Source organism: Dokdonella sp. GW821-FHT11D02 (assembly GCF_058808595.1).
This window is the reverse complement of sequence record NZ_CM179520.1, coordinates 375,557-401,791: the sequence shown is the minus strand read 5'-3', so window position 1 is coordinate 401,791 and position 26,235 is coordinate 375,557. Positions and strand designations below refer to the sequence as shown.

Here is a 26,235-nt window from a genome sequence, read left to right as displayed (position 1 = left end):
CGCGGCGCGGCGATTTGAATCGAGAAAACCGCCGCTAGCGCAGGTCCGCGGCGATCGCCTTGGCTGCGTTGTGGCCCGGCGCGCCGGTGACGCCGCCGCCCGGATGCGTGCCGGCGCCGCACAGGTACAAGCCCGGCAGTGCGCCACGATAATTCGCCTGACCGAGCATCGGCCGCGCACTGAACAGCTGGTTCAAGCTCAACGCGCCGTGGAAGATGTCGCCGCCGAGCAAGCCGAAGTCGCGTTCGAGGTCGAGCGGCGATTTGATCTGGCGACCGAGCACGCTGGCTTTGAAGCCCGGTGCGTAGCGATCGACCGTCGCGACCATGAGGTCGGCGACTTCTTCGCGATGCGCATCCCAACTGGCGCCGTTGGGTAGCACCGGCGCGACGTGCTGGCAGAACAAGCTGGCGACGTGCTGACCCGATGGCGCGAGCGAGTCGTCCAGCGTCGAAGGAATCAGCATCTCGACGATCGGCTCGCGCGACCAACCGTGTGCGCGCGCGTCGAGGTAAGCGCGGTCCATGTAGTCCAGGCTCGGCGCGAGGATGATGCCGGCGGTCAGATGGTCGCCCTCGCCGGGCAGGCACGAAAAATCGGGCAGGCGATCAAGCGCGACGTTCATGCGGAACGTGCCCGAACCGCAGCGCCAGTTGCGCATGCGCTCGCGCGTCGCGGCCGGCACCACCGCCGGCGCCAGCAGGCGTTCGTAGAGCAGCTTCGGGTTGACGTTGGCGACGATCGCGCGTGCGCGCAAGGTGTCGCTGCCGGCAGTGACCACGCCGACCGCGCGGCCGTTCTCGACCACGACTTCGCGCACGCCGCAACCGATGCGAATCTCGACACCGGCCGCCGTCGCCGCCTTCGCCATCGCCTGCGTGATCGCGCCCATGCCGCCGATCGCATGGCCCCAGGCGCCCTTCACGCCGTTGACCTCGCCGAATACGTGATGCAGCAGCACGTAGGCGCTGCCGGGTGTGTAGGGGCTGGCGTAGTTGCCGACCACACCGTCGAAGCCGAGCACGGCCTTGATCGGTTCGCTCTCGAAAAAGCGATCGAGATACTCGGCGGCCGAGATCGTGAAGAGATCGAGCAAGTCGTTGCGCAAGGTCGCATCGAGCGCACCGAGGCGATTGCCCAGGCGTCCCGCGCGCACCAGTTCGGGCAGCGCGCGCAACCAGCCGCCGTCGCTGACGTTCGGCGGCGGCTCCAGCGCGAGCGCGCGCAGCACGTCGGCGATCGCATCGAGGCGGCGCTCATATTCGGGCAACGCGTCGGCGTCTTTCTGTGAGAACTTCGCCACGTCCGCATGCGTGCGGCCGGCGCCGGTCAGCAGATAGCTGCCGTCGGGCCGCGGCAGGAAATTGTTCGCGCGCCGCAGCACGATGCGCAGGCCGTGCCGCTCCAACTCGAGCTCGCGCATCACCTTCGGCTGCAGCAGCGAGACGGTGTAGGCGGCGACCGAATTGCGGAAGCCGGGATGGAATTCCTCGGTCACCGCGGCGCCGCCGACCACCTCGCGCCGTTCCAACACCAACACTTTCAGTCCGGCCTTGGCCAGATAGGTCGCGCAGACCAGGCCGTTGTGGCCGCCGCCGATTAGGATCGCGTCGTAGTTCGCCGTCGTCATCGCGCGATTCTCACACGAACGCGCGGCGCGCCGGCAAGGTGTGCACCCTGCCGGCTCGGGCTGCGGCTACTTGCGCCGATCGAGCAAGCCTTCGAAACCGTCGACGAAAATCTTGTCCGGCGTCGACGGCACGAAACGCTCGGCCGTAGCGCTCGGAATGTCGCCGACGGTATTGCCGCCGAAAGCCCAGCCGCCGACCAAGAGGATAGAGCCGTCCTGCAACGGCGCCGCAACCGGTTCGTCGCGCGGTATCGCCATCGTGCCGGCTTCGCTGAAGCTGCCGGTCGCCGGATCGTAGATTTCCGCTTCGGCGACGGTGGTACTGCCGGCATTGCCGCTGACGCGGTTGCCGCCGGCGACCAGCACGCGACCGTCCGGCAGCAGGCTGGTGGCAGGGAAGACGCGCGTGTGGGCGAGGCTGCCGGTCGGCTTGAACTGGCCGCTGGCAGGGTCGTACAAGAGCGCCTCGGCGAGGTAGTGCGGAAAGCCCGAGGGCTCGGTGCCGAAATCGCCGGCGACGATCAGCACGCGGCCGTCCTGCAGCAGGACCGCATCGTGATCGTCGCGCGGCTCGGGCATCGCGCCGGTCAGCGAAAACGTGCCGGTCGCCGGGTCGTACAGTTCGGCGCTGGCGAGCTGGCCGTCTTCTTCGTTGTTGCCGCCGGCGATCAGCACGCGGCCGTCTTGCAGCCGCACCGCCCCGTTGACCTGGATGCGCGGCCGGCTGAGGCTGCCGGTCGGACTGAAGGTGCCGGTGGCCGGATCGAACAGTTCGGCGCTCGACAGCGGGCCGTCGTCACGATTGAAGCCGCCGGCGAGCAGCACCTTGCCGTCGGCCAGCAGCACCGCGGTGGTGACGTAGCGGACCGTGGCCGTGCTGCCGGTCGGCGTGAACGTGCCGGTCGCCGGGTCGTAGATTTCGGCGTCGGTGTAGTAGCCGCCGTTGCCCTGCCCGCCGTAGACGAAGACGCGGCCGTCGGCGAGGCTGACCGTGGTCGGACGCATGCGCGCTCGGTTCGGCAGGCCGGTACCGACGAAGCTCATGGTGAGCGGGTCGTACAACTCGGCGATACCGACGAAGGCGCCGAAGTCGGCGATGCCGCCCACCACCAGCACGCGTCCGTTCGGCAACGCGGCGGCACCGTGCAGCGAACGCGCCGACGCCATGTCGCCCACCTGCAGGAAGCCGCCGTCGGCCTGCGCCGCCGGAGCGGTTGCGATCAAAGCGAATAATGCGGCGCGGCGAAAGCGCGCCAGGAAACCGTGGCCCGAACCCGACATTCCCACCATCTCCCGAAGCGAATGAGAAAGGAACGGTCCCCAAGACCGTTCCGGCCCATGGGGGCGCGAAGGCGCCGCCGCATTGGAGGAGGAGGAGAGGCGAACGACGCGCTCGGGGAAGCGATCGCCGCCCGTGCTTCGACTCATCCGCGCACCCATGGACCGAGGCCGAAGATCGCGCGAATGCGGCGACTCGGCATGCGGTTTCCGTTAGCGGGGCGTTTGTTCGCCGTTTACGGAGTCGTTATCCAGTTGTAACGCGGGCCGCGGCGTGCGCAGCCGCGGCGGAATCACGCGCTCGCCGGCCAGGGCGGCGGCCTGGCGCAGCGCTTCCTGCCACGGCGCCTGCTGCTCCAGCGCGCGGTACAGCTGCACCTGCAGCAAGGCGGCCTCATAGCTCAGCGTCGCCCAGCGCGCGATGCGGCCGACCACGATGCCGGCACGCTCGAGTTCGCCGCGCTCGATCAGCCAGCTGCCGTGCGCCTGGGTGGCAGCGAGCACGTTGGCCGGGACGCGGCTGGCATCGGCGGCGCGGGAGGCATCGGCGAAGGCCGCCTCGGCCGCGGCCGCATCACCTCGACCGAGCGCCTGCTCGGCTTCGACCAGGGCGATGTAAACCTGCTGATCGGCTTCGTCGGATTTGTCCGCGGCCAGGCGCCGCGCCGCGTTCGCGGTTTCCGCTGCGGCCGCGGCGTTGCCGAGCGCGCGTTGCACGCGGATCGCCAACAGCAGCGTGCGCGCCCGTGCGCCGGCCGAATCGTAGCCGAGCGGCAGCGCCACCGCCGCGGCCGCTTCGCTGGCGGCGGTTTGGCGGTCGTCGATCGCATAGGCCAGCTCGGCGCCGAGCCGATGCAGCTGGAATTCGGACTGATGCATCAAGCTGGCTCCCGGCTCGCGTGCCTGCTCGCGGATCGCGCGCAGACGCGCGCCGGCCTCGCCGAGCTTGCCGTTGGCCAAGGCGGCATCGACGCAGACCAGACCGGCGTAATGCTTGCGGCGCGGATCGGAGACACGCGCGATCAACGTGTCGAGCCGCGCGCACTGTTCCAGCGCGGCCGCCGCATCGAGCAGGGCCAATTCGGCCATCACGATGCCGACGCGACCGTGCAGCTCTTCCACCACCGCGTCGAAACTGCGCAGGCGCTCGACCGCGTCGCGCAACAGCGGCAGCGCCTCGACCGGACGGTCGCGGTTGATGTCGAGCAGGGCGACGTAGGTATCCACCCGCGCCAAGGCACGGCGGTCGCCGGCCGCCGCGAACGCGACACGCGCCTGCGCGTAGTCGGCCAGGGCGGCGTCGTAGCGATGCAGCGCGGTACGCGCGCCGGCGCGGCCGAGCCAGGCGCGGCCGGTCTCTTCCGGATCGTCGTGATCGGCCAGCCAGCGCAGCGCCTGCTCGGCGTATTCCTCGACCTGGCCGGGCTGGTTGCGCTGGTAGGCGATGTTCGCCAGCGTGTTCAAGATGCGCGCATGCAGCGAGGGCTCGTCCGCGCCGCCGTCGGCGAGCTGCGCGGTCAGCGCGCGCTGCGCCTCCTCCAAATGCCCCTCGCGAAAATCGATCTCCGCCAGATGAAAGCGCACCGCCGGCTGCACGCTGGCGTCGGCGCCCGCTTCCAGCAGCAGGCGACGCGCGAGATCGAGTTGTTCGGACAGGATCGCCGCGCGCACTTGCTGCAGGAGCCGCGCGCTGCCGCCGGCGGCGTCGGCGCCGGCCGGCTGCAGACCGAGCGCGAGCGCGAGCCGATCCGCGGCGAGACGTGCGGCGACGATCACGTCGGCGTCCTCACCCTCGCCTCGCGCTGCACGCCCGCGCGCCTGCAACACGACTTGCCAGCGCTCGCCGAGCTGGCGCGCGTTGGCGTCGATGACCAGGCCGGCGCCGGCGGCCGTGGCGAGCGCGTCGACGTCGAGCGCGCCGTTCGCGTCGGTGTGCCGTGCGGCCAAGCCGACGATGTTGTCGCTCGGCACCACCGCCTGCCCGGCCGCGCGCAGGCGCTGCGCGACCAGATCCATCACGCCCAGACGCACCCAGGCCGAAGCCGGCGGCGCCTCGACCACCACCGGCAGCACGACGACCGCCGCCGAGATCGCATCGGCCGGTCGCTGCAGGCCGCGCAGAACGAGGGCTGTCGCCGCCAGTGCGACCAGCACGGCAATGGCGACGGCCGGCCACAACCAGCGGCGCGGCGGCGGCGCATTCGTCGCCGGCAGCTCCGCGGCGGACGGTGCCGACGGCGCGGGCGGCGCCGGCACAGCGCGGTCGATTTCTTCGATCGGCTCGGCGGCGGGCGTCGCGTTGTCGAGGCTCACCGGCGCCGCCCAGCGATAGCCGAAGCGCGGCACCGTGACGATGCTGCGCTGGCCGGTCTCGCCGCCGTCGTCGAGCGCGCGCCGCGCCTGCAAGACGACTTGGCCGAGCGCATTGTCGGTGATGTCCACCCGCCCCCACACCGCCGCGATCAATTCGTCGCGACCGACCGCACGCTCGCGTCGTTCGATCAGATAGACGATCAGATCGAGCGCTTTGGGCGGCAGCAGCGTCGGCACGCCGTCACGCAGCAAGGTGCGCGCCGCGGGATCGAGCTGGAACGCGCCGAAGCGATAGGGGACCGAGGTCATGCGCGGCGTAGTGCGTCAGCGATGAAAAGATGTCAACCGTGTAGCGCGGCGGCGGCGCACGCGATCACGGTCGATGGCGGCTTGCATGCGCATCGCGTCGTCGCGACGCGCGCAAGTCGACCTCACAACGCAGCGGCGAGATCCTTGCCGATGCTTTCGGGCGTGTCGGTCGGCGCGTAGCGGCGCACCACCTTGCCGTCCTTGTCGACCAGGAATTTTGTAAAGTTCCACTTGATCGACTCGCTGCCGAGCAGGCCCTTCGCTTCTTTCTTCAGATATTTGTACAAAGGGTGCGCGTTGGCGCCGTTGACCTCGACCTTGGCGAACAGCGGGAAGGTGACGTCGTAGTTGAGCGAACAGAAGTTCTTGATCTCGGCTTCGTCGCCCGGCTCCTGATGGCCGAACTGATCGCACGGAAAGCCGAGTACGACCAGGCCCTGCCCTTGGAATTTTTCGTACAGCGCTTCCAGCCCGGTGTATTGCGGGGTGAAGCCGCACTTGGAGGCGACGTTGACGATCAGCAGGGTCTTGCCGCGGTAGGCGTCGAGCCGACGCTCGTCGCCGTCGATGCTGTTCGCGCTGAAATCGTAAATCGTGGTCATGATTTCGCCCCGCGGCCGGCGATGGAGAGGGTTTGAGTCTACTACCCCCAAACCTCGGCGAACACACGCGCGAAATTGCCGCCGAGGATCTTGGCGATGCGCGCATCGGAATGGCCGCGCGCCGACAGCATGCCGGCCAGCACTTCGAAGCGATTGGCCATGTTGAGCTCGGTGATGAACAGGTACACGCCGTCGGGGCTCTTCTGCTTCAAGTAGCCGCTTTCGATCATGCCTTTGATGTTCTCGCGGTTCTCCCGCTCGAAGTCGCCGCCGCGATCGACCGGCGCGATCGCGCAATCGGTGCCGAGGCCGACGTGGTCCTCACCGCAGACCTTGATCGCGTGCTCGATGTGGGCGATCAGATCGAGCGCGGTCGGCTGGCGGTCGGTGCGCAAGTACGGCCAGAAGATGATGCCGACGACGCCGCCGCGCTCGGCCATCGCGCGCAGGTTCTCGTCGCTGGTGTTGCGCGGCACGTCGGCGAGCGCGCGGCAGCCGGTGTGGCTGATCAGCATCGGCGCCTTCGATGCGCGCACGCCCTCGGCGATCGTGCGCGGCGAGCCGTGCGCGAGATCGAGGACGACCTTTTGCGCATTGAGCTCCTCCACCAGCCCCTGCCCGAACGCGCTGAGACCACCATCATTGGGCTCCATGCAATCGTCGGCGGCGAGGTTGCGCTTGGCTTGGGTCAGCTGGATCACGCGCACGCCCAGCTCGCGGAACAGCTTGACTCGATCGAGATGCTCGCCGAGCGGCTCGCAGCCCTGGAAGCGCGGGATCACGCCGAGCTTTTGCGAGCTGCGCGCGCGCTCCAGATCGGCGGCCTTGTCGACCAGCAGGAAGCGATCGGGATGCGCGGCAATCTTGCGCTGAGTGTTGGCCAGAATCTTTTTGGTTTTCTCGAACGCCTCAAGGTCGTAGCGGAAGCGCGAATTGGGTGCGACCGTGAGCAAGGTGCCGCTGAGACCGCTGGCGCGCGCGGCGGCCAATTCGTTCGCGTCGGTCGGGTTCTCGCCTTCCGACAAGAACATGAACAGCGCGCCTTCGCCGTCGATCGCGACGGTGTCGCGATACGGCCGCCACGGCGCCGCTGCGGCAGCGGCGCGGCCGAGTCCGCTGCGGGCGAGCAGGCCGGCGGCGCCGGCTGCGGCGGCCATGGCCAGAACATCGCGTCGGGTCGTCATCGTTTTTCCTCCAGTGCGATCGAGCGGCCGGCGAGCAAGCTCCGCCGTCGGCGCGCGCGCTTCAAAAACTTTGTCGATAGCTCGCGTACCAGAACCGGCCCGGCAGGTCGTAGTCGGCGAAAAAGCCGCGCAATCCGGCCGAGTAGGAAATCGGCGGGCCGCGATCGAGCGCGTTGCGCACGCCGAGCGCGAAGCGGCCTTTCCACGGCGCGGTCCAGCCGAGATCGAGATCGACGAAGGTCGTGCTGCCGACGCGATTGCGCGGCGCCGCTTGGCCGACGCCGGAACCGTCGAGATCGACCAGGCGATCGGGCTCCGAGCAGAGCTGCCTGACCGACGGATCGCGCAGCCGCTGGGCGAAAAACAAAACGGCGCTGCAATCTTCCTGGATCGCGGAAAAGTAGCGCGCGGCCGCGCTCGCGCTCCAGCTCTCGCGTTGCCAGTTGAGCGAGAGCACCGAGCGCAAGCGCCAGATCACGCCGTAGGCGGACGAATTCTGGCCGACCGCGTTGCCCTGCGCGAGCGAGCCGTCCGCCAGCGGCGTCAGCCGTTTGGGCTGGCCGATCTCGCCGAAGTAATTGACGTAGGAATTTTCCCAACGCAGGGTGAAATCGCCGATCGCGGTCGGCCGGCGATACAGCATGGCGAAATCGAAACCTTCCGTTTCCAAGCCGCCGGGAAGGTTCAGCGGCATCTGCCGGATGCTGAGCAGGCTGCCGTCGGCGGCGCGCACGATTTGGCTGCAGCGAGGCGTATCGGCGCGCTGGTAGCAGGCGTCCAGGACCGAGCCGGCGTCGACCGGTTGGATCGAACCGCGCAGCTGGATGCGATACCAGTCCAAGCTCGTCTCCAATCCCTCCAACCAACCCGGCGAATAGACCAGGCCGAGCGTGCGCGTCGTCGCCGTCTCCGGTTGCAAGTTCGGATTGCCGCCGCCGACGACCTCGGTCGTCGGCGCATCGGCCACGTCGGCCGGCACGCCGAGCGCGCGACAACGCGCGAGCACGGCGGGACTGGACTGGTTGGCGGCGACGCAGGGATCGAAGAACTGCCCGGTGAACACCTGTGCGCCGCCGAACAGCTCCGACAGGCTCGGCGCGCGGAAGCCTTCGGAATAGTTGCCGCGCACGAGCAGATCTTCGAACGGCTTCCAGCGCAAGCCGAACTGCGAATTGGTGGTGCTGCCGAATTCGGAATAACGCGAGTAGCGCGAGGCGAGCGAGAAATCGAGGCTGCGCACGAACGGCTGCTCGCGCAGCAGCGGCACGTCGAACTCGACGTAAGCCTCGTTGACGCGATCGCTGCCGCGCGTCGATTCGAGCGAACCGCCGCCGCTGCCGTTCGCGTTGCCGCTGCGGATCAACGGATCGATCTGCTCGTAGCCACGCTCGCTGCGGTGTTCGAAGCCGGCGGCGACGGCGAGCGCTCCGGCCGGCAGCTCGAACAGATTGCCGCTTGCGTGCAGATTGAAGTCGCGCAGCTCCGCCTGGCGCCGAGCGTGCGTGACGCGCTCGATGTAGTCGAGCATTTCCGGTGTGATCGAGCCGGGCGGGCCGAACAGATCCAGCGGCACGCAGCCGGCGATCGGCGCGCTCGGCGTGCCGCAACGCGCGATACCGGCGGCGTCGCGAAACGACGGCCCGATCGCGAGCGCGAGCGCGCGGTTGTCGAAGTACGGATCGGTGGCCGAGCGCTCGGCGGCGCGTATCCAGGTCAGATCCGCGCCCCAGGCCACGTCGCGACCAGCGAGCGAGAACAAGCCGTCGAGGCCGACGTGCGCGCGCTTGGTGTCGACGCTCTGCTCGAAGCGCCGCGGCCCCGCCTCGACTACGCGACGCTGCGCCGCGATGACCGGAACGCCGAACGGGTTGTAGAGATTGTCCGGCGCGATCGAAAGCAGCGATTCGGGTCCGCTCGCGAACGGCGAGAACTGCAAGACCGGCTCCGCCAGCTGCTGCGAGGATTCGCGGCGGTTGTACAAGAGGTCGGCGACCAGGGCGAGGCCGGGATGGATTTCATAGCGCCCTTGCGCGAACACCGCCTTGCGCTCCGACGGCGTCTGCAGGTAGCTGGTGGTCTGATAGTTGTAGGTGTCGTAGCGCGGATCGAACGGACGGAAATCGTCCGGCGAGCGGCCCGAGCGGCCGTCGATCAGACGCAGAGCCGCATCGAAGCCGTCCGGCGTGAGGCTGGTGTAGGGCGTGACGGCGGAACCGGTCGCGGCGGCGGGCAAGTTCGGGAACGGCGTGCTCGATATCTGCCGACTACCGGCCATCACCGGATCGTAGTGTTCGTACTCGAGCCCGATCGCTGCGTTCCAGCCTTCGCCGCCGTGACCGAAAGTCAGGTCGTAGGAGCGGCGCTGACCGTCGTCCTGGTCGTACTGGCCGTGATAGATGCCGAGCTCGCCACCCTTGTATTCGCGCCGCGTGACGATGTTGATCACGCCGGCGATCGCATCGGAACCGTAGATCGCCGAGGCGCCGTCCTTGAGCACTTCGACGCGTTCGATCAGGGCGAGCGGTATCGCGCTGAGGTCGACGCCGCCGTCGAGCGCGGCAGCCCAACGCTGGCCGTTGAGCAGGACCAAGGTGCGCTGGCTGCCGAGGCTGCGCAGATTCACGCGCAGCTCGCCGTTGCCGCCGTTGTTGATGTTGCGATTGAGCGACTGCCCGTTCGCGGTCAGCGTCTGCAGGATGTCGGCGATATCGGTCAGGCCGGTGCGCAACAGCTCGGCGCGCTCGATCGTCAGCAGCGGATGCTGGGTTTCGACGTCGACCTTGCGGATGTGCGAGCCGAGCACCTGGATCGGCTGCAGCGTGGTCGTCGCCTTGCTCTCGCCTTCCGCCGGCGGCGCTTCTTGCGCGCGCACCTGCGCGCCGATCGACAGCAATACCGTCGCCGCGGCGATCCATCTCGCTCGCATCCGCCCCATGGCATGACTCCCGGATGGCAATCTGCTGCAAAGTCACGTGCCGTCGCCGGCACCCCGCCTGCGCCGCATAGTAACGACGTTCCAAATCATATGAAAGGATTCGTACGATATGGCTCATAAGCCTGAGCAAGCGCAACCGCGGCGAGGTATTGTGGGCCGTGCCTCCGAGCCGACGCCCGAGCGGCACCTGAGTCGAACCGCAGCGGACTTCTGCCGGCGCGCCCGGACACGCTACGCTGCGCGTTCCATGCCCGGTCGGGAGACCTCGATGTATCGCGCGCCTTCGCTCGCCTTCTCCTTCTTCGCCCTCGCGTGCGCCGTCGCCGTCGCGCCGGCCGTTGCGGCCGACGCGCCGCACGCCGACGGCGGCAACCGCATCGCGCAGAACATTCCCGAGCTTCCGTCCGCGCTGAACGAGCGCCTGCAGCGCTACGCCAACACGCGCAGCGCGGGGCTCGGCGGCTGGATCGCCGACGGCTCGGGTTTGTTGATCAGCACGCGTTTCGCCAACACGACCCAGGTGCATCGCGTGAAGAGCCCCGGCGCTGCGCGCGAACAGCTGACCTTCTACGACGAGCCGATCGCCTCGGTCGCGGTCAATCCGAAGCGCAACGGTTTCGTGTTCGGCAAGGACGTCGGCGGCTCGGAGTTCTGGCAGCTGTACTGGTTCGACCTCGACACGCGCGCGATCAAGCTGCTGACCGACGGCAAGTCGCGCAACGACTCGCCGCAGTGGTCGCACGACGGCAAGCATCTCGCCTACAGCAGCACCGAACGCAACGGCAAGGACACCGACGTCTGGCTGCTCGACGTCGACGGCGGCCAGCGCAAGCCGCTGGTGACCGAAGGCGGCAGCTGGAGCGCCAGTGACTTCTCGCCGGACGGCAAAAAGCTCCTGGTGCAGAAGTACGTCTCGATCAACGAAGTGCATCCGGGCGTGGTCGATCTCGACAGCGGCAAGCTGACGCTGTTTCCGGTCGACGGCGGCAAGGCCTCGTTCGGCGCGTTCCGTTTCGCGCCCGACGGCAGCGGTGCCTACTTCACCTCCGATGAGAACAGCGAGTTCAGAACGCTGCGCTTCCACGACTTCAAGACCAACCAGGTCACCACGCTCAGCGCCGGCATCGCCTGGGACGTCGAGGACTATGCGCTGTCGCCCGACGGCCGCCGCATCGCCTTCGTCAGCAACGAGGACGGCTACGGCGTGCTGCATCTGCTGGACGCGGCCACACGCAAGGAACTGCCGCTGCCGGCGCTGCCAAAGGGCGTGATCGGCGGGGTCGAGTTTGCGCCGGACGGCCGCCGCATCGCGTTCTCGCTGAACTCGGCGCTGTCGCCGAGCGATGTCTACACGGTCGATCCGGACGCGACGGTGCAGCGCTGGACCGAAAGCGAAGTCGGCGGTCTGGACGCGGCGAAATTCAGCGCGCCCGAACTGGTGCGCTTTGCCAGCTTCGACAAGGTGCGCGGCAAAGCGCGCGAGATTCCGGCGTTCTACTACCGCCCGAAGGCGGCGACGGGGAAGAAGCTGCCGGTGGTGATTCAGATCCACGGCGGTCCCGAGGCACAGGCGCGGCCGACGTTCAGCGCGGAGATTCAGTTCATGGTCGACCAACTCGGCATCGCCGTGCTGGTGCCGAACGTGCGCGGCTCGTCCGGCTACGGCAAAAGCTACCTGCTGCTCGACAACGGCTTCAAACGCGAGGATTCGGTCAAGGACATCGGCGCCCTGCTCGACTGGATCGGCAAACAGCCCGAGCTGGATGCGCAGCGCGTCGCCGTCTACGGCGGCTCCTACGGCGGCTACATGGTGCTGGCGACGATGACGCACTACGACGCGCGCCTGCGCGCCGGCATCGACATCGTCGGCATCTCCAACTTCGTCACCTTCTTGAACAACACCGAGAGCTACCGGCGCGATCTGCGCCGCGCCGAGTACGGCGACGAGCGCGAACCGAAGATGAAGGTTTTCCTCGAGAAAATTTCACCGACCACCAACGCGAAGGCGATCACCAAGCCGCTGTTCGTCGCGCAAGGCGCCAACGACCCGCGCGTGCCGGCCAGCGAGGCGGCACAGATCGTCGAGACCGTGCGCGGCAACGGCGGTGATGTTTGGTTCCTGCAGTTCAAGGACGAGGGCCACGGCTTCCGCAAGAAGACGAACGTCGACTATTTCCGCGCGGCGACGATGCTCTTCTGGCAGAAGCATCTGATCGGGGAATAGGTTCTACGAACGCTAGCGTTGTGCTCCCTCTCCCGCTCGCGGGAGAGGTAACCGCGTTCGGACTCCACGAATCTTTCCATGAAACTTCTGCGCACTCTGTTCGACGGCTTCACTCTCGCCCTGATCGCGACCGTCGCGCTGGCAGCCTTCCTGCCGTGCGAAGGCCGCGTCGCGCTCGCCTTCGACTACCTCACCATCGCCGGCATCGCCGTGCTGTTCTTCCTGCACGGCGCGCGCCTGTCGCGCGAGGCGATCCTCGCGGGACTGACCAACTGGCGCCTGCATCTCTTGGTGCTGGCCAGCACCTTCGCGCTGTTTCCGCTGCTCGGCCTCGCGTCGAAGCCGCTCGCTGCGCTGGTGCTGACGCCGAACCTGTACCTCGGCGTGCTGTTCCTGTGCTGCCTGCCTTCGACGGTGCAGTCGTCGATCGCGTTCACGGCGATCGCGCGCGGCAATGTGCCCGCGGCGGTTTGCGCGGCCTCGCTGTCCAACCTCGTCGGCGTGTTCGTCACGCCGGTGCTGGTCACGCTCTTGTTGTCCACGCACGGCGACGGCGGCTCGCCGCTGCGCGCGATCGGCGACATCGTGCTGCAGCTGCTGGTGCCGTTCGTGCTCGGCCATCTGGCGCGGCCGTGGGTCGGTGCCACGGTCGAGCGCTGGCGCCGCGTGCTCAGCCTGACCGACCGCGGCACGGTGCTGTTGATCGTCTACGTCGCATTCAGCGCCTCGGTCGCCGAGGGCTTGTGGCAGCAGGTGCCGCCGCCGGCGCTGCTCGGCACCTTCGCCTTCGTCGTGCTGCTGCTGGCGATCGTGCTGATCGCGACCACTTGGCTCAGCCGCCGCCTCGGCTTTGCGCGCGCCGACGAGATCGCGATCGTGTTCTGCGGCTCGAAGAAGAGCCTCGCCAGCGGCGTGCCGATGGCGAAGATCCTGTTCGCCGGCAATCCCGCGCTCGGTATGTTCGTGCTGCCGGTGATGCTGTTCCACCAGATCCAGCTGATGGCCTGCGCCGTGCTGGCGCAGCGCTACGCGCGGCGCAGCGAGTACGGTCAACCGACCTGACGCAGCAGCATTACGCCTTGATCGAACCGGTCGATCGGCAAGTAGTGATCGATCAGCAGGAACGCGAACAGCGCCATCAGATAGATGATGGAGTAGTTGAACACGCGCATGGCGAAGAAGTCGTCGGGCGGGTTCAGCAGGCGAATGGCGTAGTACAGAAAGCCGCCGCCGAGCACGAGCGCGCCGCCGAGATAGAACAGTCCGCTCATGCCGGTCAGGTACGGCAGTACGGTGATCACCAAGAGCAGCACGGTGTAGTACAAGACGTGCCAGCGCGTGTAGGTGACGCCGTGCGTGACCGGCAGCATCGGTACCTGCGCGCGCGAGTAGTCGTCGCGGCGGAAGATCGCCAGCGCCCAGAAATGCGGCGGCGTCCAGATGAAGATGATCAGGAACAAGAGCAGCGCATAGGCGTGCACGCCGCCCGTCACCGCGGCCCAGCCGAGCACCGGCGGCGCGGCGCCGGCGGCGCCGCCGATCACGATGTTCTGCGGCGTCGCGCGTTTGAGGTAGGCGGTGTAGACGACGGCGTAGCCGATCAACGAAGCGAAGGTCAGCGCCGCGGTCAGCGGATTGACCAGCGCGATCAGGATCGCCATCGACAAGGTGCCCAAGATCAGCGCGAACGCGAGCACTTGGGTCGGCGTCAAACTGCCGGTTGCGAGCGGCCGCTGCGAGGTGCGCGCCATCAGCTTGTCGATGCGCTGGTCGATCAGATGATTGAGCGCGGCCGCCGAAGCCGCTGCGAGCCAGATGCCGAGACTGCCGGCGATGGCTTGGCGCAGGGGCGGCACGCCGGGCACCGCCAGCAGCATGCCGATCACCGCGGTGAACACGATCAGCGCGACCACGCGCGGCTTGGTCAACTCGAAATACTGGCTGGCGCGGGAGCGTGGCTTCACGGCGCTACTATGCCGCAGCTCGGACGGATGCGGCGACCGGCAACGGCGGCTGCGTGCGCACCAGCAGCGCGATCAAGGACAACAGCAGCAAGGCGGCGACGCCGTTGTGTGCGGTCGCGACCGGCAGCGGCAGCAGCAGCTTGACGTTGGCGATGCCGAGCGCGATCTGCGTACCGAGCAGCGCCGCGACCAGTGCGCCCTGCCCCTTGAGGCCGCGACGCCAGGCCAGCACCACGGTCGCGAGCACGTGACCGAACACCAGCACAGCACCGATGCGGTGCGCGATCTGGATTGCCGCGCGCGCTGGCAGGTCGAGCACGCCGCCCTCGTAGTTCACGCCGATGCCGCGCCACAGCACGAAGCCTTCGCGAAAGTCGGTCATCGGCCACCAGCTGCCGGCGCATTGGGGGAAGTCGATGCCGCAAGCGAGCGCGGCGTAGTTCGCGCTGGTCCAGCCGCCGAGCGCGATCTGCACGGTCAGCAGCACCAGCGCGACGACCACCATCGGCGCGAGCCGCGCTTGCGCCGGCGTCGGTGTCTTGGTTGCACTGAGCCGCAACGCGACGTAGCCGAGCAGGGAGAAGGTCAAGAGGCCGCCGAGCAGATGAGCCATCACCACCACCGGCTTGAGCAGCAGCGTGACCGTCCACATGCCGAGCATGGCCTGGAAGATGATCACGGCGAAGGTGATCACCGCGATGCGCCACGGCGCGGCGCGATCGAGCCGCAACGCCGCCGTCAGCGGCAACGCGATGGCGATCGCCGAAAGCAGCGCGGAGGCGGCGTACATCTGCTTGATGTACAGAACGACGCCGAGCGCCGCGGCCAGCGCCGCGACCAGCAGCAATGCCATCAGCGCGCGCCGGCGCCATGCCGCGATCAAGGCGAGCGCGAACACGAGCAGGCCGAGCGTGCCGGCGATCATGCGGTGAACCTGCTCGCGCCAAGCCTTGTGCGTCTCGACCGGGCGTTCGGGGAAGTTCGCGTTGGCGTGCTCGATCTCGTGTTCGTGCCCGGGCCAGGTCGCCTTGCCGTAGCAGGTCGGCCAGTCCGGACAGGACAGGCCCGCGTTGGACAGGCGCACGAACGCGCCGAACACGATGACGACGAAGGCGAACGCGGTGGCGAACGCGGCGATGCGCGCCGGGCTCAGCAAGGCGCGTGCGCTCATCGCTTCACCAGCCGCGCCAAATCCTTGCGCAGGCGGTTCGCGTCGTAGCCGGCCGCGTAGTGCAGGGCGAGGAAGCCGTGCGGATCGGCGAACGCGACGGCGACTTCATCGGCGCCGTTCGGCCGCAACGCGGCGAGCTTGGCATCGACATCGCGTGCGAGCTGGACCGGCTTGAGCGGCGCCAGTTGCTCCGCCGTCAGATCGACATCGAGCGCGACCACGCGCACGCGATACGCGTTCTGATTCAAGGTGAGGCGCGCACGCCGCAATTCGTCGATGCGCGCGCGGCAGTTCTCCGCGCAAGTCGGGCCGGTCAGCGCGAACACCGTCCACGACCATTCGGCGTCCTTCCATTGCAGCGGCTGGCCGTCGGCGAGCACGAAGCGCGCGGCCGAGAGATCCTGCGGCGGCTCGATCAGGGTGCCGTAGTTGCGCGTGCCTTCGGGGCGCCAGTCGAACGCGTTGAGCACGTAGGCGCCGATCAAAGGGGCCAGAAACAGCGCGATGATCAGGAGCAAGCCGAGGCGTTTGCGCGCGAGCGGAGTCATTGGGGATCCTTGCGCCAGTGCAGGATCGCGAAGGTCGCGACAACGACGGCGGCGAACGTGAACCAAGTGAGAGCGTAGCCGTAGTGGCGTTCGGGCGGAAACACTTCGGGCCGCCATTCGCGCACGAAGCCCGCGCTCGGCGCGGCGTCGGGCAAGGCGAGCAGCACGCGCGGGTCGAGCTGGCGTTCGAGATCGGCACCGATCTCGGCGAGATCGACGTAGATGACCTTCTTCGGAAACTTCTGTCGTCCGAGTTCGTTACCGCCCAAACGCAGGCCGGAACCGGGCGGCGGCGCATACAGCGCCGACAACGCGACTTCACCGCTCGGCAACGGCGGCAGGGCCGGATAGCGCACCGCATCGTTCGTGTAGGGGAGGAAACCGCGATTGACCAGCAGCGGCGCGCCGCCGCCCGCCGGTTCGAACAGGGCGTAGACCATGACGCCGGTACGGCCTTCGCGCACCTGGTTTTCCAGCTCGTATTCGTAGCCGGGATCTGCGTAGTGGCCGCGCACGCTTACGTGCGGATAGCTCACACCGACCGTATCTCGCCGCGCTTGCTCGAACGGCACCGGCGCTTGCGCGGCACCGCGATCGAACGCGGCGAACAGCTGCTCTTTTTCCTGCGCGCGCCGCCACTGCCAACTGCCGAGGGCGAGGAAGAACGCGATGCCGAACAGGGTCAGAATCCACGCGAAAGCGCGCGGCCGGTGCCAGCGTCTAGTGCTCATGGCGGCGTATACTCCGACGCGCCGCCGCGGCGTGCGGCCGCGTGGAACCCTTCGAGATGCTCAGCAAGATCCTGGTCCTGCTTTTTCTGGCGGCGATCATCTACAACCTCGGCGCCGGTCTCTATTTCATGATGACCGACAAGAGCGGCAGCGACCGCGTCCTGAAAGCCCTGACCCGCCGCATCGGCCTGTCGGTGCTGCTGATCGTGCTGGTGATCATCGCGATCGCGACCGGACTGATCCGCCCGCACGGCATTGGCGGCTGAAAGGGCCGGGATTGGAGATTGGGGATTCGGTAAGCGAGTAGCGTGCGAACCGACGCTTCTTCCAATCCCTAATCCCGAATCCCGGCTCTTACAGTACGTAGACGAACAAGAACAGCCCGAGCCAGACCACGTCGACGAAGTGCCAGTACCAGGCGACCGCTTCGAAGCCGAAGTGGTTGTCGCGCGTGAAGTGGCCTTTCGCGCAGCGGAACCAGATCACCGCCAGCATGATCGCGCCGAGGGTGACGTGCAGGCCATGGAATCCGGTCAGCATGAAGAACGTGCTGCCGTAGATGCCGCTGCCGAGGGTCAGGTTCAGATGGCCGTAGGCGTGCGCGTACTCGTACACCTGGAAGCCGAGGAAGATCGCGCCGAGCAGCACGGTCAAGGCGAGGAACACCAAGAGACGGCCGCGATGGCCGGCGCGCAGCGCGTGATGCGCGATCGTGATGGTGACGCCGGAGGTCAGCAGCAGCATCGTGTTGAGCAGCGGGATGCCCCACGGCGTCATCGTCTCGAACGTACCGCCGACCTCACCCGGGCCGTTGGTCGGCCAAGCCGCGGAGTAGCCCGGCCACAGGAAGTAATTGGTCAGGCCGCCCTTGCCGGAACCGCCGAGCCACGGCACCACCAGCTCGCGCGCGTAGAACAACGCACCGAAGAACGCGGCGAAGAACATCACCTCGGAGAAGATGAACCACATCATTCCCATGCGGAACGAGGTGTCGACCTGCTTGTTGTAGAGGCCGCCGACCGATTCGCGGATGACCGTGCCGAACCAGCCGAACATCATGATCAGGAGCAGCGCGATACCGACCGCCATGATCGGCTTGCCGATGGTCGACTCGTTCAGCCAAATCGCCGCGCCGCCGACCGTGCCGAGCAAGCCGAACGAGCCGACGATCGGCCAGTGGCTGCCGTGGGGGACGTAGTAAGCACCTTGTGTTTGCGCCATGGCGGCGGGCCTCGTGCGATGAATTCGGATCAACCGGCCGCCGGAAGCGGCGAGCCGGTTTCGGAAAGCCGCTGGGTGGCGACTTCGTTCGGGTAGAACGTATAGGACAGCGTCAACTCGCGCACGCCCTTGGGCAGCTGCGGATCGACGAAGAAACGCACCGGCATGCGGCGCGTCTCGCCCGCATTGAGCACCTGCTCGGTGAAGCAGAAGCATTCGGTCTTGTTGAAATAGAGCGAAGCGTTGCTCGGCGCCACGCTCGGCACCGCATTGCCGACGATCGCCTGCGGGCCGGTGTTGGTCGCGTCGAACCAGACTTCGATCAGCTTGCCCGGATGCACGTCGACGCTGGTGCGCTCGGCCGCGAACGACCACGGCAGCTTGCTGTTGACGCTGGTGACGAACTGCACCGTGATCGTGCGGCTGGTGTCTTCGACCAGGTTGGCGACGCTGGTCGGCCCGCTCGCGCCGTTGGCGAGTTTGATGCCGAACACGTGCTCGCACACGATGCGGTACACCGGAACCATCGCGAAGCCGAACAGGAACGCGCACGCGACCACGACCGCGCCGGTTTTCAGCACGCTCGCGTTGCGGTTGGCGGTGGTGGTCGGCTCCATGACTCTTTGGGAAACGTCGCTAGAAAGTTGCTCTTAGTTGAACTGTGCGGCCATGGATGGCCGCTTGTGGATCCCGCTCGTACTCGACACTTCAATTCGCGCAATCCCTGATCGAGCGGCGATCAGGGATCGTTCGCACCCATCAATGACTTACATCATCGTGCGCCAGCATGCCCGGCTTGAGCACCGGCGGCGTGGTGAAGGTGTGGTGCGGCGCCGGCGAGGGCACCGTCCACTCCAGACCGCGCGCGCCTTCCCACACCTGCGCGGTGGCGCGCTGCTTGGAGAAGTACACGCAATGGATGATCACGCCGACGAAGATCAGCTGGCTGGCGCCGAACCAGAAGCCGCCGATCGAGCTGATCATGTTGAAGTCGGCGAAGGCGACGTTGTAGTCGGGAATGCGGCGCGGCATGCCGGCGAGGCCGAGGAAGTGCTGCGGGAAGAACAGCACGTTGACCGAGATCGTGCTCGACCAGAAGTGGATCTTGCCCCACTTCTCCGAATACATGTTGCCGGTCCACTTCGGCAGCCAGTAGTACGCCGCCGCCATGATCGAGAACACCGCGCCGGTGACCAGCACGTAGTGGAAGTGGGCGACGACGAAGTAGGTGTCCTGGTACTGGAAGTCGGCCGGCACGATCGCGCACATGACGCCGGAGAAGCCGCCGATGGTGAACAGGATGACGAACGCGATCGCGAACAGCATCGGCGTCTCGAACGTCATCGAGCCCTGCCACATGGTCGAGACCCAGTTGAACACCTTCACGCCGGTCGGGATCGCGATCAGCATCGTCGCGTACATGAAGAACAGCTCGCCGCCGAGCGGCATGCCGACCGAGAACATGTGGTGCGCCCAGACGATGAACGACAGGAACGCGATTGAGGCGACCGCGTAGACCATCGCCTGGTAACCGAACAGCGGCTTGCGGCTGAAGGTCGGGATGATCTCCGACACGATGCCGAACGCCGGCAGGATCATGATGTAGACCTCGGGATGGCCGAAGAACCAGAAGATGTGCTGGAACATCACCGGGTCGCCGCCGCCGGCGGCGTTGAAGAAGCTGGTGCCGAAGAACTTGTCGGTCAAAAGCATCGTGACCGCACCGGCCAGCACCGGCATCGCCGCGATCAAGAGGAACGCGGTGATCAGCCAGGTCCACACGAACAGCGGCATCTTCAAAAGATCGACGCCGGGCGCGCGCATGTTGAGGATGGTCGCGATGATGTTGATCGCGCCCATGATCGAGCTGATGCCCATCAGGTGCACCGCGAAGATCATGAAGGCGACGTTCATGCCGCCCTGCAGCGACAGCGGCGGGTACATGGTCCAGCCGCCCTGCGGGCCGCCGCCCGGCAGGAAGATTTCGAAGATGAGCAGGAAGAAGGCGAACGGCAGGATCCAGAACGACCAGTTGTTCATGCGCGGCAGCGCCATGTCCGGCGCGCCGATCTGCAGCGGGATCATCCAGTTGCCGAGGCCGACGAACGCCGGCATGACCGCGCCGAAGATCATGATCAGCGCGTGCATCGTGGTCATTTCGTTGAAGAACTCGGGCTGCACCAGCTGCAGGCCCGGCTGGAACAGCTCGGCGCGGATGACCATCGCCATCGAGCCGCCGATGAAGAACATCAGCAGCGCGAACACCAGGTACAGGGTGCCGATGTCCTTGTGGTTCGTCGTGAACAGCCAGCGATTGAGGAAGCCGTACGGCTTGTGATCGTGGTCGTCGTGCGCGTCGTGGATGGCGGGATTGGCAGCGGCCATGGCCTGAACCTCAAGTCTTCGAAGATTGCGGCCGTTCGAGGCCGCGTCGTGATTCCGCTCGCGCGAACATCAGCCCTGCGTCGCGCCCGGCACGGCGGCTTGCGCCGTCGCCGGAGCCTTCGCCGCGGCGGCTTCCGCTTCCTGCGTCGCCAGCCACTGCTCGAACTCGGCCTTCGGCACCGCCTTGACCACGATCGGCATGAAGCCGTGGTCCTTGCCGCACAGTTCCGCGCACTGGCCGCGGTAGACGCCCGGGGTTTCGATCCGGGTCCACTGGTCGTTGATGATTCCGGGGATCGCGTCCTGCTTCCAGCCCAGCGCCGGCACCCACCAGGAGTGGATCACGTCGTCGCCGGTGATGACGAAGCGGATCTTCACGCCGGTCGGCACCACCAAGGGCTTGTCGACATTGAGCAGATAGCTGTCGTAGCTGCCGTCCTTGACCGAATGCGGGTCGAGGCCCGAGCCGGGCTGGCGGACGCGGTTGGACTCGGCGTCCAGGCTCGAAATGAAGTTCACCGCGGTCGACTTCTTGAAGTAGTCGACGTACTCGTAGCGCCACTTCCACTGGTAGCCGGTGACCTTGACCGTCATGTCGGAGTTCTCGACGTCGGCCATGTCGACCAGGAGCTTGGTCGCCGGCCACGCCATCACCACCAGGATGATGATCGGCACGATCGTCCAGATCGCTTCAAGCGTCGAGTTGTGGCTGAACTTCGCCGGCACCGCACCCTTGGATTTGCGGAACTTCACCATCGCGTAAATCATCGCGCCGAACACGATGATGCCGATGGCGACGCAGACCCACAGCGCGATCATGTGCACGTCGTGGATGCGCTGCGAGATCGGCGTGACGCCGCGCGTCATGTTGAGCTGCCACGGCTCCGGATTGGCGAAGGCCGTGCCGCTCGCCAGCAACGCGAACGCCGCAAAGACGCGACTGGCGCGCCGTACACCGGATGAAATCATCGCCATCACCTTGTCTCGAGTAACCCGGATGTGCCGCCGTACCGCAGCGACGCCGACGCCGCGTCGCCAGCGTCGATCGGACACTGGCGCGCCGAACTTCGGCAGGAAAACCCAGCGATCATAGTGGACCGTGCGCGACAGCGGCAACCTGCGGCCACCCTTGCGCGGCGAGGGAAAATGTCGCAGGCGGCTGCGGATTTGCTGGCCTGCTGCGTTCCGCCGAGACCTCGGCACTTGGGCCGCTAGCTCCGCGCATCGCCCCGACCGATGTATGCAGGGGCGCCGAAGCGGTCCGGCGGGCGCTGCGGCCCGCTGAGCGATCGGACTGCCTCGCCCTGCCCCGCCCAAGAACTGAGCCGAGCAGCCAATCCCGGGCACGCAGCTCGCTCCTCGCGCTCCCCAAGGCGCGCGCTCGACCTGCCTCGCCCTCTTACGCCCGGAGACTGAGCCAAGCAGCCGTCCTTGGAGCGCAACCCGCTCGGCTCCAACCCGCCCTCGCGCGCCCGGAGGGGCGCGCTCGACCTTGGTTCCCGCCTGTTGCGTCACTACACTACGCGACTCCGCGGCGCCGATTGGCGCCGCCTCCGTCTCCGCGAGTACGACCGCCTTGAGCGAACTCTTCAACCCCGAGCTGCCGGCCACGACCGAGCCGGCGCGCGCGCGCATCACGGCCGCCTGGTCGCGCAACGAAACCCAGGCCGTCGACGAACTGCTGGCACAAGCCGCCCTGCCGCCGACCGAGCGCGAGCTGGTACTGGCGCGCGCCGCCGAGCTGGTCGCGCGCGTGCGCAGCAAGGCGAGCGACCAGAGCGCGGTCGAATCCTTCATGCGCCAGTACGATCTTTCCAGCGAGGAAGGCGTGCTCCTGATGTGCGTGGCCGAAGCGCTGCTGCGCATTCCGGACAAGGCCACCGCCGACAAGCTGATCCGCGACAAGCTCGGCGAGGCGAACTGGAAGAAACACCTCGGCGGCAGCGACTCGGTCTTCGTCAACGCCTCCACCTGGGGCCTGATGCTGACCGGCCAGCTGGTCAACCTGGCCGAAGAAACACGGCGCGACTTCACCGGCGCGCTCAAGCGCCTGGTCGGCCGCGCCGGCGAACCGGTGATCCGTCTCGCCGTGCGCCAGGCGATGCGCATCATGGGCCACCAGTTCGTGATGGGCCGCACGATCGAGGAAGCGCTGGAGCGTTCGGCCGAGAAGGACAACGCGGCCTATCGCTATTCCTACGACATGCTCGGCGAAGCCGCGCTGACGCAGCCGGACGCCGAGCGCTACCACCAGGCGTACAAGGACGCGATCGCCGCACTCGGCAAGCGCAGCGCCGCTCTCAAGCAGAACGAGAAGAGCCTGCTCGATGCGCCGTCGATCTCGGTCAAGCTGTCGGCGCTGCATCCGCGCTACGAAGTGGCCAAGCGCGAACGCGCCCACGCCGAACTGACGCCCAAGCTGCTCGAACTGGCGCAGCTGGCGATGAAGAACGGCATCGGCATGACCGTCGATGCCGAAGAAGCCGATCGCCTCGAACTCTCGCTCGACGTGATCGGCGCGGTGTTCGCGCATCCGTCGCTGGAAGGCTGGAACGGTTTCGGCCTCGCCGTGCAGGCGTATCAGAAGCGCTGCCCGTTCGTGATCGACTGGCTGGCGGAAACCGCGCACAAGGCCAAGCGCCGCTGGTGCGTGCGCCTGGTCAAGGGTGCGTACTGGGATTCGGAGATCAAGCGCACGCAGGAACTGGGCCTGTCCGGCTATCCGGTCTACACGCGCAAGCCGAACACCGACGTGTCCTATCTGGCCTGCGCCAAGCGCCTGTTCGCCGCCGGCAGCGACGCGATCTATCCGCAGTTCGCCACCCACAACGCGCACACGATCGCGGCGATCCACCACTACGCGCAGGGCCGCCCGTTCGAATTCCAGCGCCTGCACGGCATGGGCGCGGATCTCTACGGCGAAGTCATCGGCACCAACAATCTCAACGTGCCCTGCCGCGTCTACGCGCCGGTCGGTTCGCACGAAGACCTGCTGCCGTATCTGGTGCGCCGCCTGCTCGAAAACGGCGCCAATACTTCGTTCGTCAACCGAGTCGTCGACGAAGACGTGTCGATTCGCGACCTCGTCGCCGACCCGTGCGAAACGGTGCGCGCGTTCCCCTCCAAACCGCATCCGCGCATTCCGCTGCCGGTCGGTCTTTTCGGTGACGATTCTGCGCTTGCGCAGACTCCCAACTATGTTCGCAGGAAGAATTCCATGGGCGTCAATCTCGCCAACGACAACGAATTGAGGGCCCTCGCCGAGGCGGTGAACGCGAACAAGGCCGGCTGGAAAGCGGCGCCTTTGGTGCCGGGCGCGAACAGCACCGCGGAACTGCGCCTGGTCACCGATCCGGCCGACCGCCGCCGCGTGATCGGCGAGAGCCGCAACGCCGACGCCGCCACGATCGAGAAAGCGCTGGCCAACGCGGTCGCCGCGCAAGAAGACTGGGACGCGCTGCCGGCGGCGAGCCGTGCGGCGATCCTCGAGCACGCCGCCGACCTACTCGAACAACGCCGCGCCGAGTTCATCGCGCTGTGCGTGCACGAAGCCGGCAAGACGCTGTCGGCCGCGATTTCCGAAGTGCGCGAGGCGGCGGATCTGCTGCGCTACTACGCCGCCATCGCGCGCAAGCTGTTCGGCCAGCCCGAGCAGCTGCCGGGACCGACCGGCGAATCGAACCAGCTGTTCCTGCGCGGCCGCGGCGTGTTCGTGTGCATCAGTCCGTGGAACTTCCCGCTCGCCATCTTCACCGGCCAGGTCGCCGCCGGCCTCGCCGCCGGCAACGCGGTGATCGCCAAGCCGGCCGACCAGACCACTTTGATCGGCCACGCCGCGGTCAAACTGCTGCACGAGGCCGGCGTCCCCGAGGCCGTCCTGCAGTACGTGCCGGCGAAGGGTTCGATGATCGGCAATACGCTGCTGACGCGGCCGGAGATCGCCGGCGTCTGCTTCACCGGCTCGACCGAAACGGCGTGGACGATCAACCGCACGCTGGCCGCGCGCAATGCGCCGATCGCGGCGCTGATCGCCGAGACCGGCGGCCAGAACGCGCTGATCGCCGACTCCTCCGCGCTGCCCGAGCAGCTGGTCAAGGACGTGCTCGCCTCGGCCTTCGATTCGGCCGGCCAGCGCTGCTCGGCCGCGCGCGTCTTGTTCGTGCAGGAAGACATCGCGGACAAGGTGGTCAAGATGCTCGCCGGCGCGATGGACGAACTGGTCGTCGGCGACCCCGCCCTGCTCTCGACCGACGTCGGCCCGGTCATCGACGAACCGTCGAAGAAGGCGCTCAGCGATCACGCCGAGCGGATGGAGCGCGAGGCGAAGAAGATCGCCCAGGTCAAGCTCGCCGCCGACGCCGAACACGGCACCTTCTTCGCGCCGCGCGCGTACGAACTGCCGTCGCTGTCGCTGCTCACGCACGAGGTGTTCGGTCCGGTGCTGCACGTGATCCGTTGGAAGGCCGATCAGCTCGACGCGGTGATCGATGCGATCAACGCGACCGGCTTCGGCCTCACGCTCGGCATCCACAGCCGCATCGACGCGACCATCGATCACATCACCAAGCGCGCGCGCGTCGGCAACTGCTACGTCAACCGCAACCAGATCGGCGCTGTGGTCGGCGTGCAGCCGTTCGGCGGCGAAGGCTTGAGCGGCACCGGCCCCAAGGCCGGCGGTCCGCATTACATGCTGCGCTTCGCGACCGAGCGCACGCTGACGATCAACACCACGGCGGCGGGCGGCAACGCGTCGTTGCTGACCTTGGGCGAGTAGCGCTCGCGCGTGTTTTGAGAATGACCTGCACGGCCGGATAAGGAAGGCTCGCGATGTCGTCGCGAGCTCTCCCTCAGCCCGGACGCCGCGCGCCCGGGCCTTTCCCGCAAGCGGGAGAGGCGGCGGCCGCAGAGCCGTCACTCGGCGGTGTCATACTGCTCGCTTGGGGCAGCCGAGCCGACCGGCTGGCACCAACCGTGGTCGGCCTTTCCGACGGAGAAGGTCATGAGCAGCAAGCCGACGATCGTGCTGGTTCACGGGTTTTGGGGCGGTGCCGCGCATTGGAGCAAGGTCATCGTCGAACTGACGCGCCTGGGTTACGACGACCTGCGCGCGGTCGAGTTGCCGCTGACGTCGCTAGCCGAAGACGCCGAGCGCACGCGCAAGATGGTCGCGCAGGTCGGCGGCCCGGTTCTTCTGGTCGGGCATTCCTACGGCGGCGCGGTGATCACCGAAGCCGGCAACCAGCCGAACGTGGTCGGTCTGGTCTACATCGCGGCGTTCGCGCCGGACGCCGGCGAAAGTCCCGGCGCAATCACCCAGCAGCACGCGCCGGTCGCCGCGCCCAATCTCGCGCCCGACAGCGACGGCTATCTGTGGTTGAAGCCGGACAAGTTCCACGAAAGCTTCTGCCAGGATCTCAGTGCCGACGAAGGCCGCGTCATGGCGGTCACGCAGAAGGCGCCGCTGGCGGCCACGTTCGGCAATCCGGTGACCGATCCGGCCTGGAAGCACAAGCCGTCGTGGTATCAGATTTCCAGCCAGGACCGCATGATCGCGCCGGAGAATCAGCAGCGGATGTCGGACCGGCTCGGCGCGCGCAAGATCATCACGCTCGACGCCGGCCACGCTTCACTCGCTTCGCGTCCTAACGAGGTGTCGGCGCTGATCGTCGAAGCGGCGACCGCCGTCGGCACGCGCTGAGACCTTCCGCAGATAGCGCGACTCGCACGACGCCGGCCGCTG

The 26,235-nt window shown here is 67.3% G+C and carries 19 protein-coding genes; 5 read left to right on the top strand and 14 right to left on the bottom strand.

Translation table 11 applies throughout. The features are described 5' to 3' along the window. Window positions 1–34 precede the first annotated feature (34 nt). The 6 genes from AC3QL3_RS01660 to AC3QL3_RS01635 all read right to left on the bottom strand — a co-directional run bounded on the left by AC3QL3_RS01660 (window position 35) and on the right by AC3QL3_RS01635 (window position 10,251). A complete protein-coding gene (locus tag AC3QL3_RS01660; RefSeq protein WP_492896514.1) occupies window positions 35–1,630 on the bottom strand; it encodes a phytoene desaturase family protein in 1,596 nt (531 codons plus the stop codon). Window positions 1,631–1,696: 66 nt separating this feature from the next. Further along, a complete protein-coding gene (locus AC3QL3_RS01655) occupies window positions 1,697–2,911 on the bottom strand; it encodes a Kelch repeat-containing protein (RefSeq protein ID WP_492896513.1) in 1,215 nt (404 codons plus the stop codon). Window positions 2,912–3,121: 210 nt separating this feature from the next. Then, on the bottom strand, window positions 3,122–5,530 hold the full coding sequence (locus AC3QL3_RS01650; RefSeq protein ID WP_492896512.1) for a winged helix-turn-helix domain-containing protein: 2,409 nt from the start codon (window positions 5,528–5,530) through the stop codon (window positions 3,122–3,124). Window positions 5,531–5,652: 122 nt separating this feature from the next. Further along, entirely contained in the window at window positions 5,653–6,132 is a 480-nt protein-coding gene (locus AC3QL3_RS01645) for a glutathione peroxidase (protein WP_492896511.1), read from the bottom strand. A 41-nt stretch (window positions 6,133–6,173) separates the two neighbouring features. Continuing rightward, entirely contained in the window at window positions 6,174–7,316 is a 1,143-nt protein-coding gene (locus tag AC3QL3_RS01640; RefSeq protein ID WP_492896510.1) for a dipeptidase, read from the bottom strand. Between the two features lie 61 nt (window positions 7,317–7,377). After that, window positions 7,378–10,251, bottom strand: a complete 2,874-nt coding sequence (locus tag AC3QL3_RS01635) for a TonB-dependent receptor domain-containing protein (RefSeq protein WP_492896509.1) — start codon at window positions 10,249–10,251, stop codon at window positions 7,378–7,380. Window positions 10,252–10,519: 268 nt separating this feature from the next. Here AC3QL3_RS01635 and AC3QL3_RS01630 point away from each other — a divergent pair, with 268 nt between their 5' ends. Together AC3QL3_RS01630 and AC3QL3_RS01625 are read left to right on the top strand one after the other, a co-directional pair. Further along, the gene (locus AC3QL3_RS01630; RefSeq protein ID WP_492896508.1) at window positions 10,520–12,475 is read left to right on the top strand and encodes a S9 family peptidase; all 1,956 of its coding nucleotides are present in this window, start codon (window positions 10,520–10,522) and stop codon (window positions 12,473–12,475) included. A 78-nt stretch (window positions 12,476–12,553) separates the two neighbouring features. Next, the gene (locus AC3QL3_RS01625) at window positions 12,554–13,537 is read left to right on the top strand and encodes a bile acid:sodium symporter family protein (RefSeq protein ID WP_492896507.1); all 984 of its coding nucleotides are present in this window, start codon (window positions 12,554–12,556) and stop codon (window positions 13,535–13,537) included. On the opposite strand, the gene cyoE is transcribed toward AC3QL3_RS01625, so the two are convergent. The 4 genes from cyoE to AC3QL3_RS01605 are packed head-to-tail and all read right to left on the bottom strand — an operon-like array spanning window position 13,525 to window position 16,889. After that, window positions 13,525–14,439, bottom strand: a complete 915-nt coding sequence (cyoE, locus tag AC3QL3_RS01620) for a heme o synthase (protein WP_492896506.1) — start codon at window positions 14,437–14,439, stop codon at window positions 13,525–13,527. The genes AC3QL3_RS01625 and cyoE overlap by 13 nt on opposite strands. A 7-nt stretch (window positions 14,440–14,446) precedes the next feature. Further along, a complete protein-coding gene (locus AC3QL3_RS01615; RefSeq protein WP_492896505.1) occupies window positions 14,447–15,610 on the bottom strand; it encodes a COX15/CtaA family protein in 1,164 nt (387 codons plus the stop codon). Then, a complete protein-coding gene (locus AC3QL3_RS01610; protein ID WP_492896504.1) occupies window positions 15,607–16,158 on the bottom strand; it encodes a redox-active disulfide-containing membrane protein in 552 nt (183 codons plus the stop codon). The genes AC3QL3_RS01615 and AC3QL3_RS01610 overlap by 4 nt, the downstream gene beginning before the upstream one ends. Beyond that, window positions 16,155–16,889 carry an SURF1 family protein gene (locus AC3QL3_RS01605; RefSeq protein ID WP_492896503.1) on the bottom strand — a complete coding sequence of 245 codons (735 nt, stop codon included), beginning with the start codon at window positions 16,887–16,889 and terminating at the stop codon, window positions 16,155–16,157. The genes AC3QL3_RS01610 and AC3QL3_RS01605 overlap by 4 nt, the downstream gene beginning before the upstream one ends. Before the next feature lie 56 nt (window positions 16,890–16,945). Between AC3QL3_RS01605 and AC3QL3_RS01600 the strand changes: the two genes are divergently transcribed. Continuing rightward, the gene (locus tag AC3QL3_RS01600) at window positions 16,946–17,155 is read left to right on the top strand and encodes a twin transmembrane helix small protein (protein ID WP_492896502.1); all 210 of its coding nucleotides are present in this window, start codon (window positions 16,946–16,948) and stop codon (window positions 17,153–17,155) included. 88 nt (window positions 17,156–17,243) lie between these two features. On the opposite strand, the gene AC3QL3_RS01595 is transcribed toward AC3QL3_RS01600, so the two are convergent. The 4 genes from AC3QL3_RS01595 to coxB all read right to left on the bottom strand — a co-directional run bounded on the left by AC3QL3_RS01595 (window position 17,244) and on the right by coxB (window position 21,464). Beyond that, on the bottom strand, window positions 17,244–18,110 hold the full coding sequence (locus AC3QL3_RS01595) for a cytochrome c oxidase subunit 3 (RefSeq protein WP_492896501.1): 867 nt from the start codon (window positions 18,108–18,110) through the stop codon (window positions 17,244–17,246). Between the two features lie 29 nt (window positions 18,111–18,139). Further along, on the bottom strand, window positions 18,140–18,727 hold the full coding sequence (locus AC3QL3_RS01590) for a cytochrome c oxidase assembly protein (protein WP_492896500.1): 588 nt from the start codon (window positions 18,725–18,727) through the stop codon (window positions 18,140–18,142). A 142-nt stretch (window positions 18,728–18,869) separates the two neighbouring features. Continuing rightward, entirely contained in the window at window positions 18,870–20,495 is a 1,626-nt protein-coding gene (ctaD, locus tag AC3QL3_RS01585) for a cytochrome c oxidase subunit I (RefSeq protein WP_492896499.1), read from the bottom strand. 69 nt (window positions 20,496–20,564) lie between these two features. Next, the gene (gene coxB / locus AC3QL3_RS01580; protein ID WP_492898832.1) at window positions 20,565–21,464 is read right to left on the bottom strand and encodes a cytochrome c oxidase subunit II; all 900 of its coding nucleotides are present in this window, start codon (window positions 21,462–21,464) and stop codon (window positions 20,565–20,567) included. A gap of 571 nt (window positions 21,465–22,035) precedes the next feature. On the opposite strand from coxB, the gene putA reads away from it, so the two are divergent. Together putA and AC3QL3_RS01570 are read left to right on the top strand one after the other, a co-directional pair. Next, window positions 22,036–25,269 carry a bifunctional proline dehydrogenase/L-glutamate gamma-semialdehyde dehydrogenase PutA gene (gene putA / locus AC3QL3_RS01575; RefSeq protein WP_492898830.1) on the top strand — a complete coding sequence of 1,078 codons (3,234 nt, stop codon included), beginning with the start codon at window positions 22,036–22,038 and terminating at the stop codon, window positions 25,267–25,269. Between the two features lie 225 nt (window positions 25,270–25,494). Next, entirely contained in the window at window positions 25,495–26,193 is a 699-nt protein-coding gene (locus AC3QL3_RS01570) for an alpha/beta hydrolase (protein WP_492896498.1), read from the top strand. Window positions 26,194–26,235: the final 42 nt, after the last annotated feature.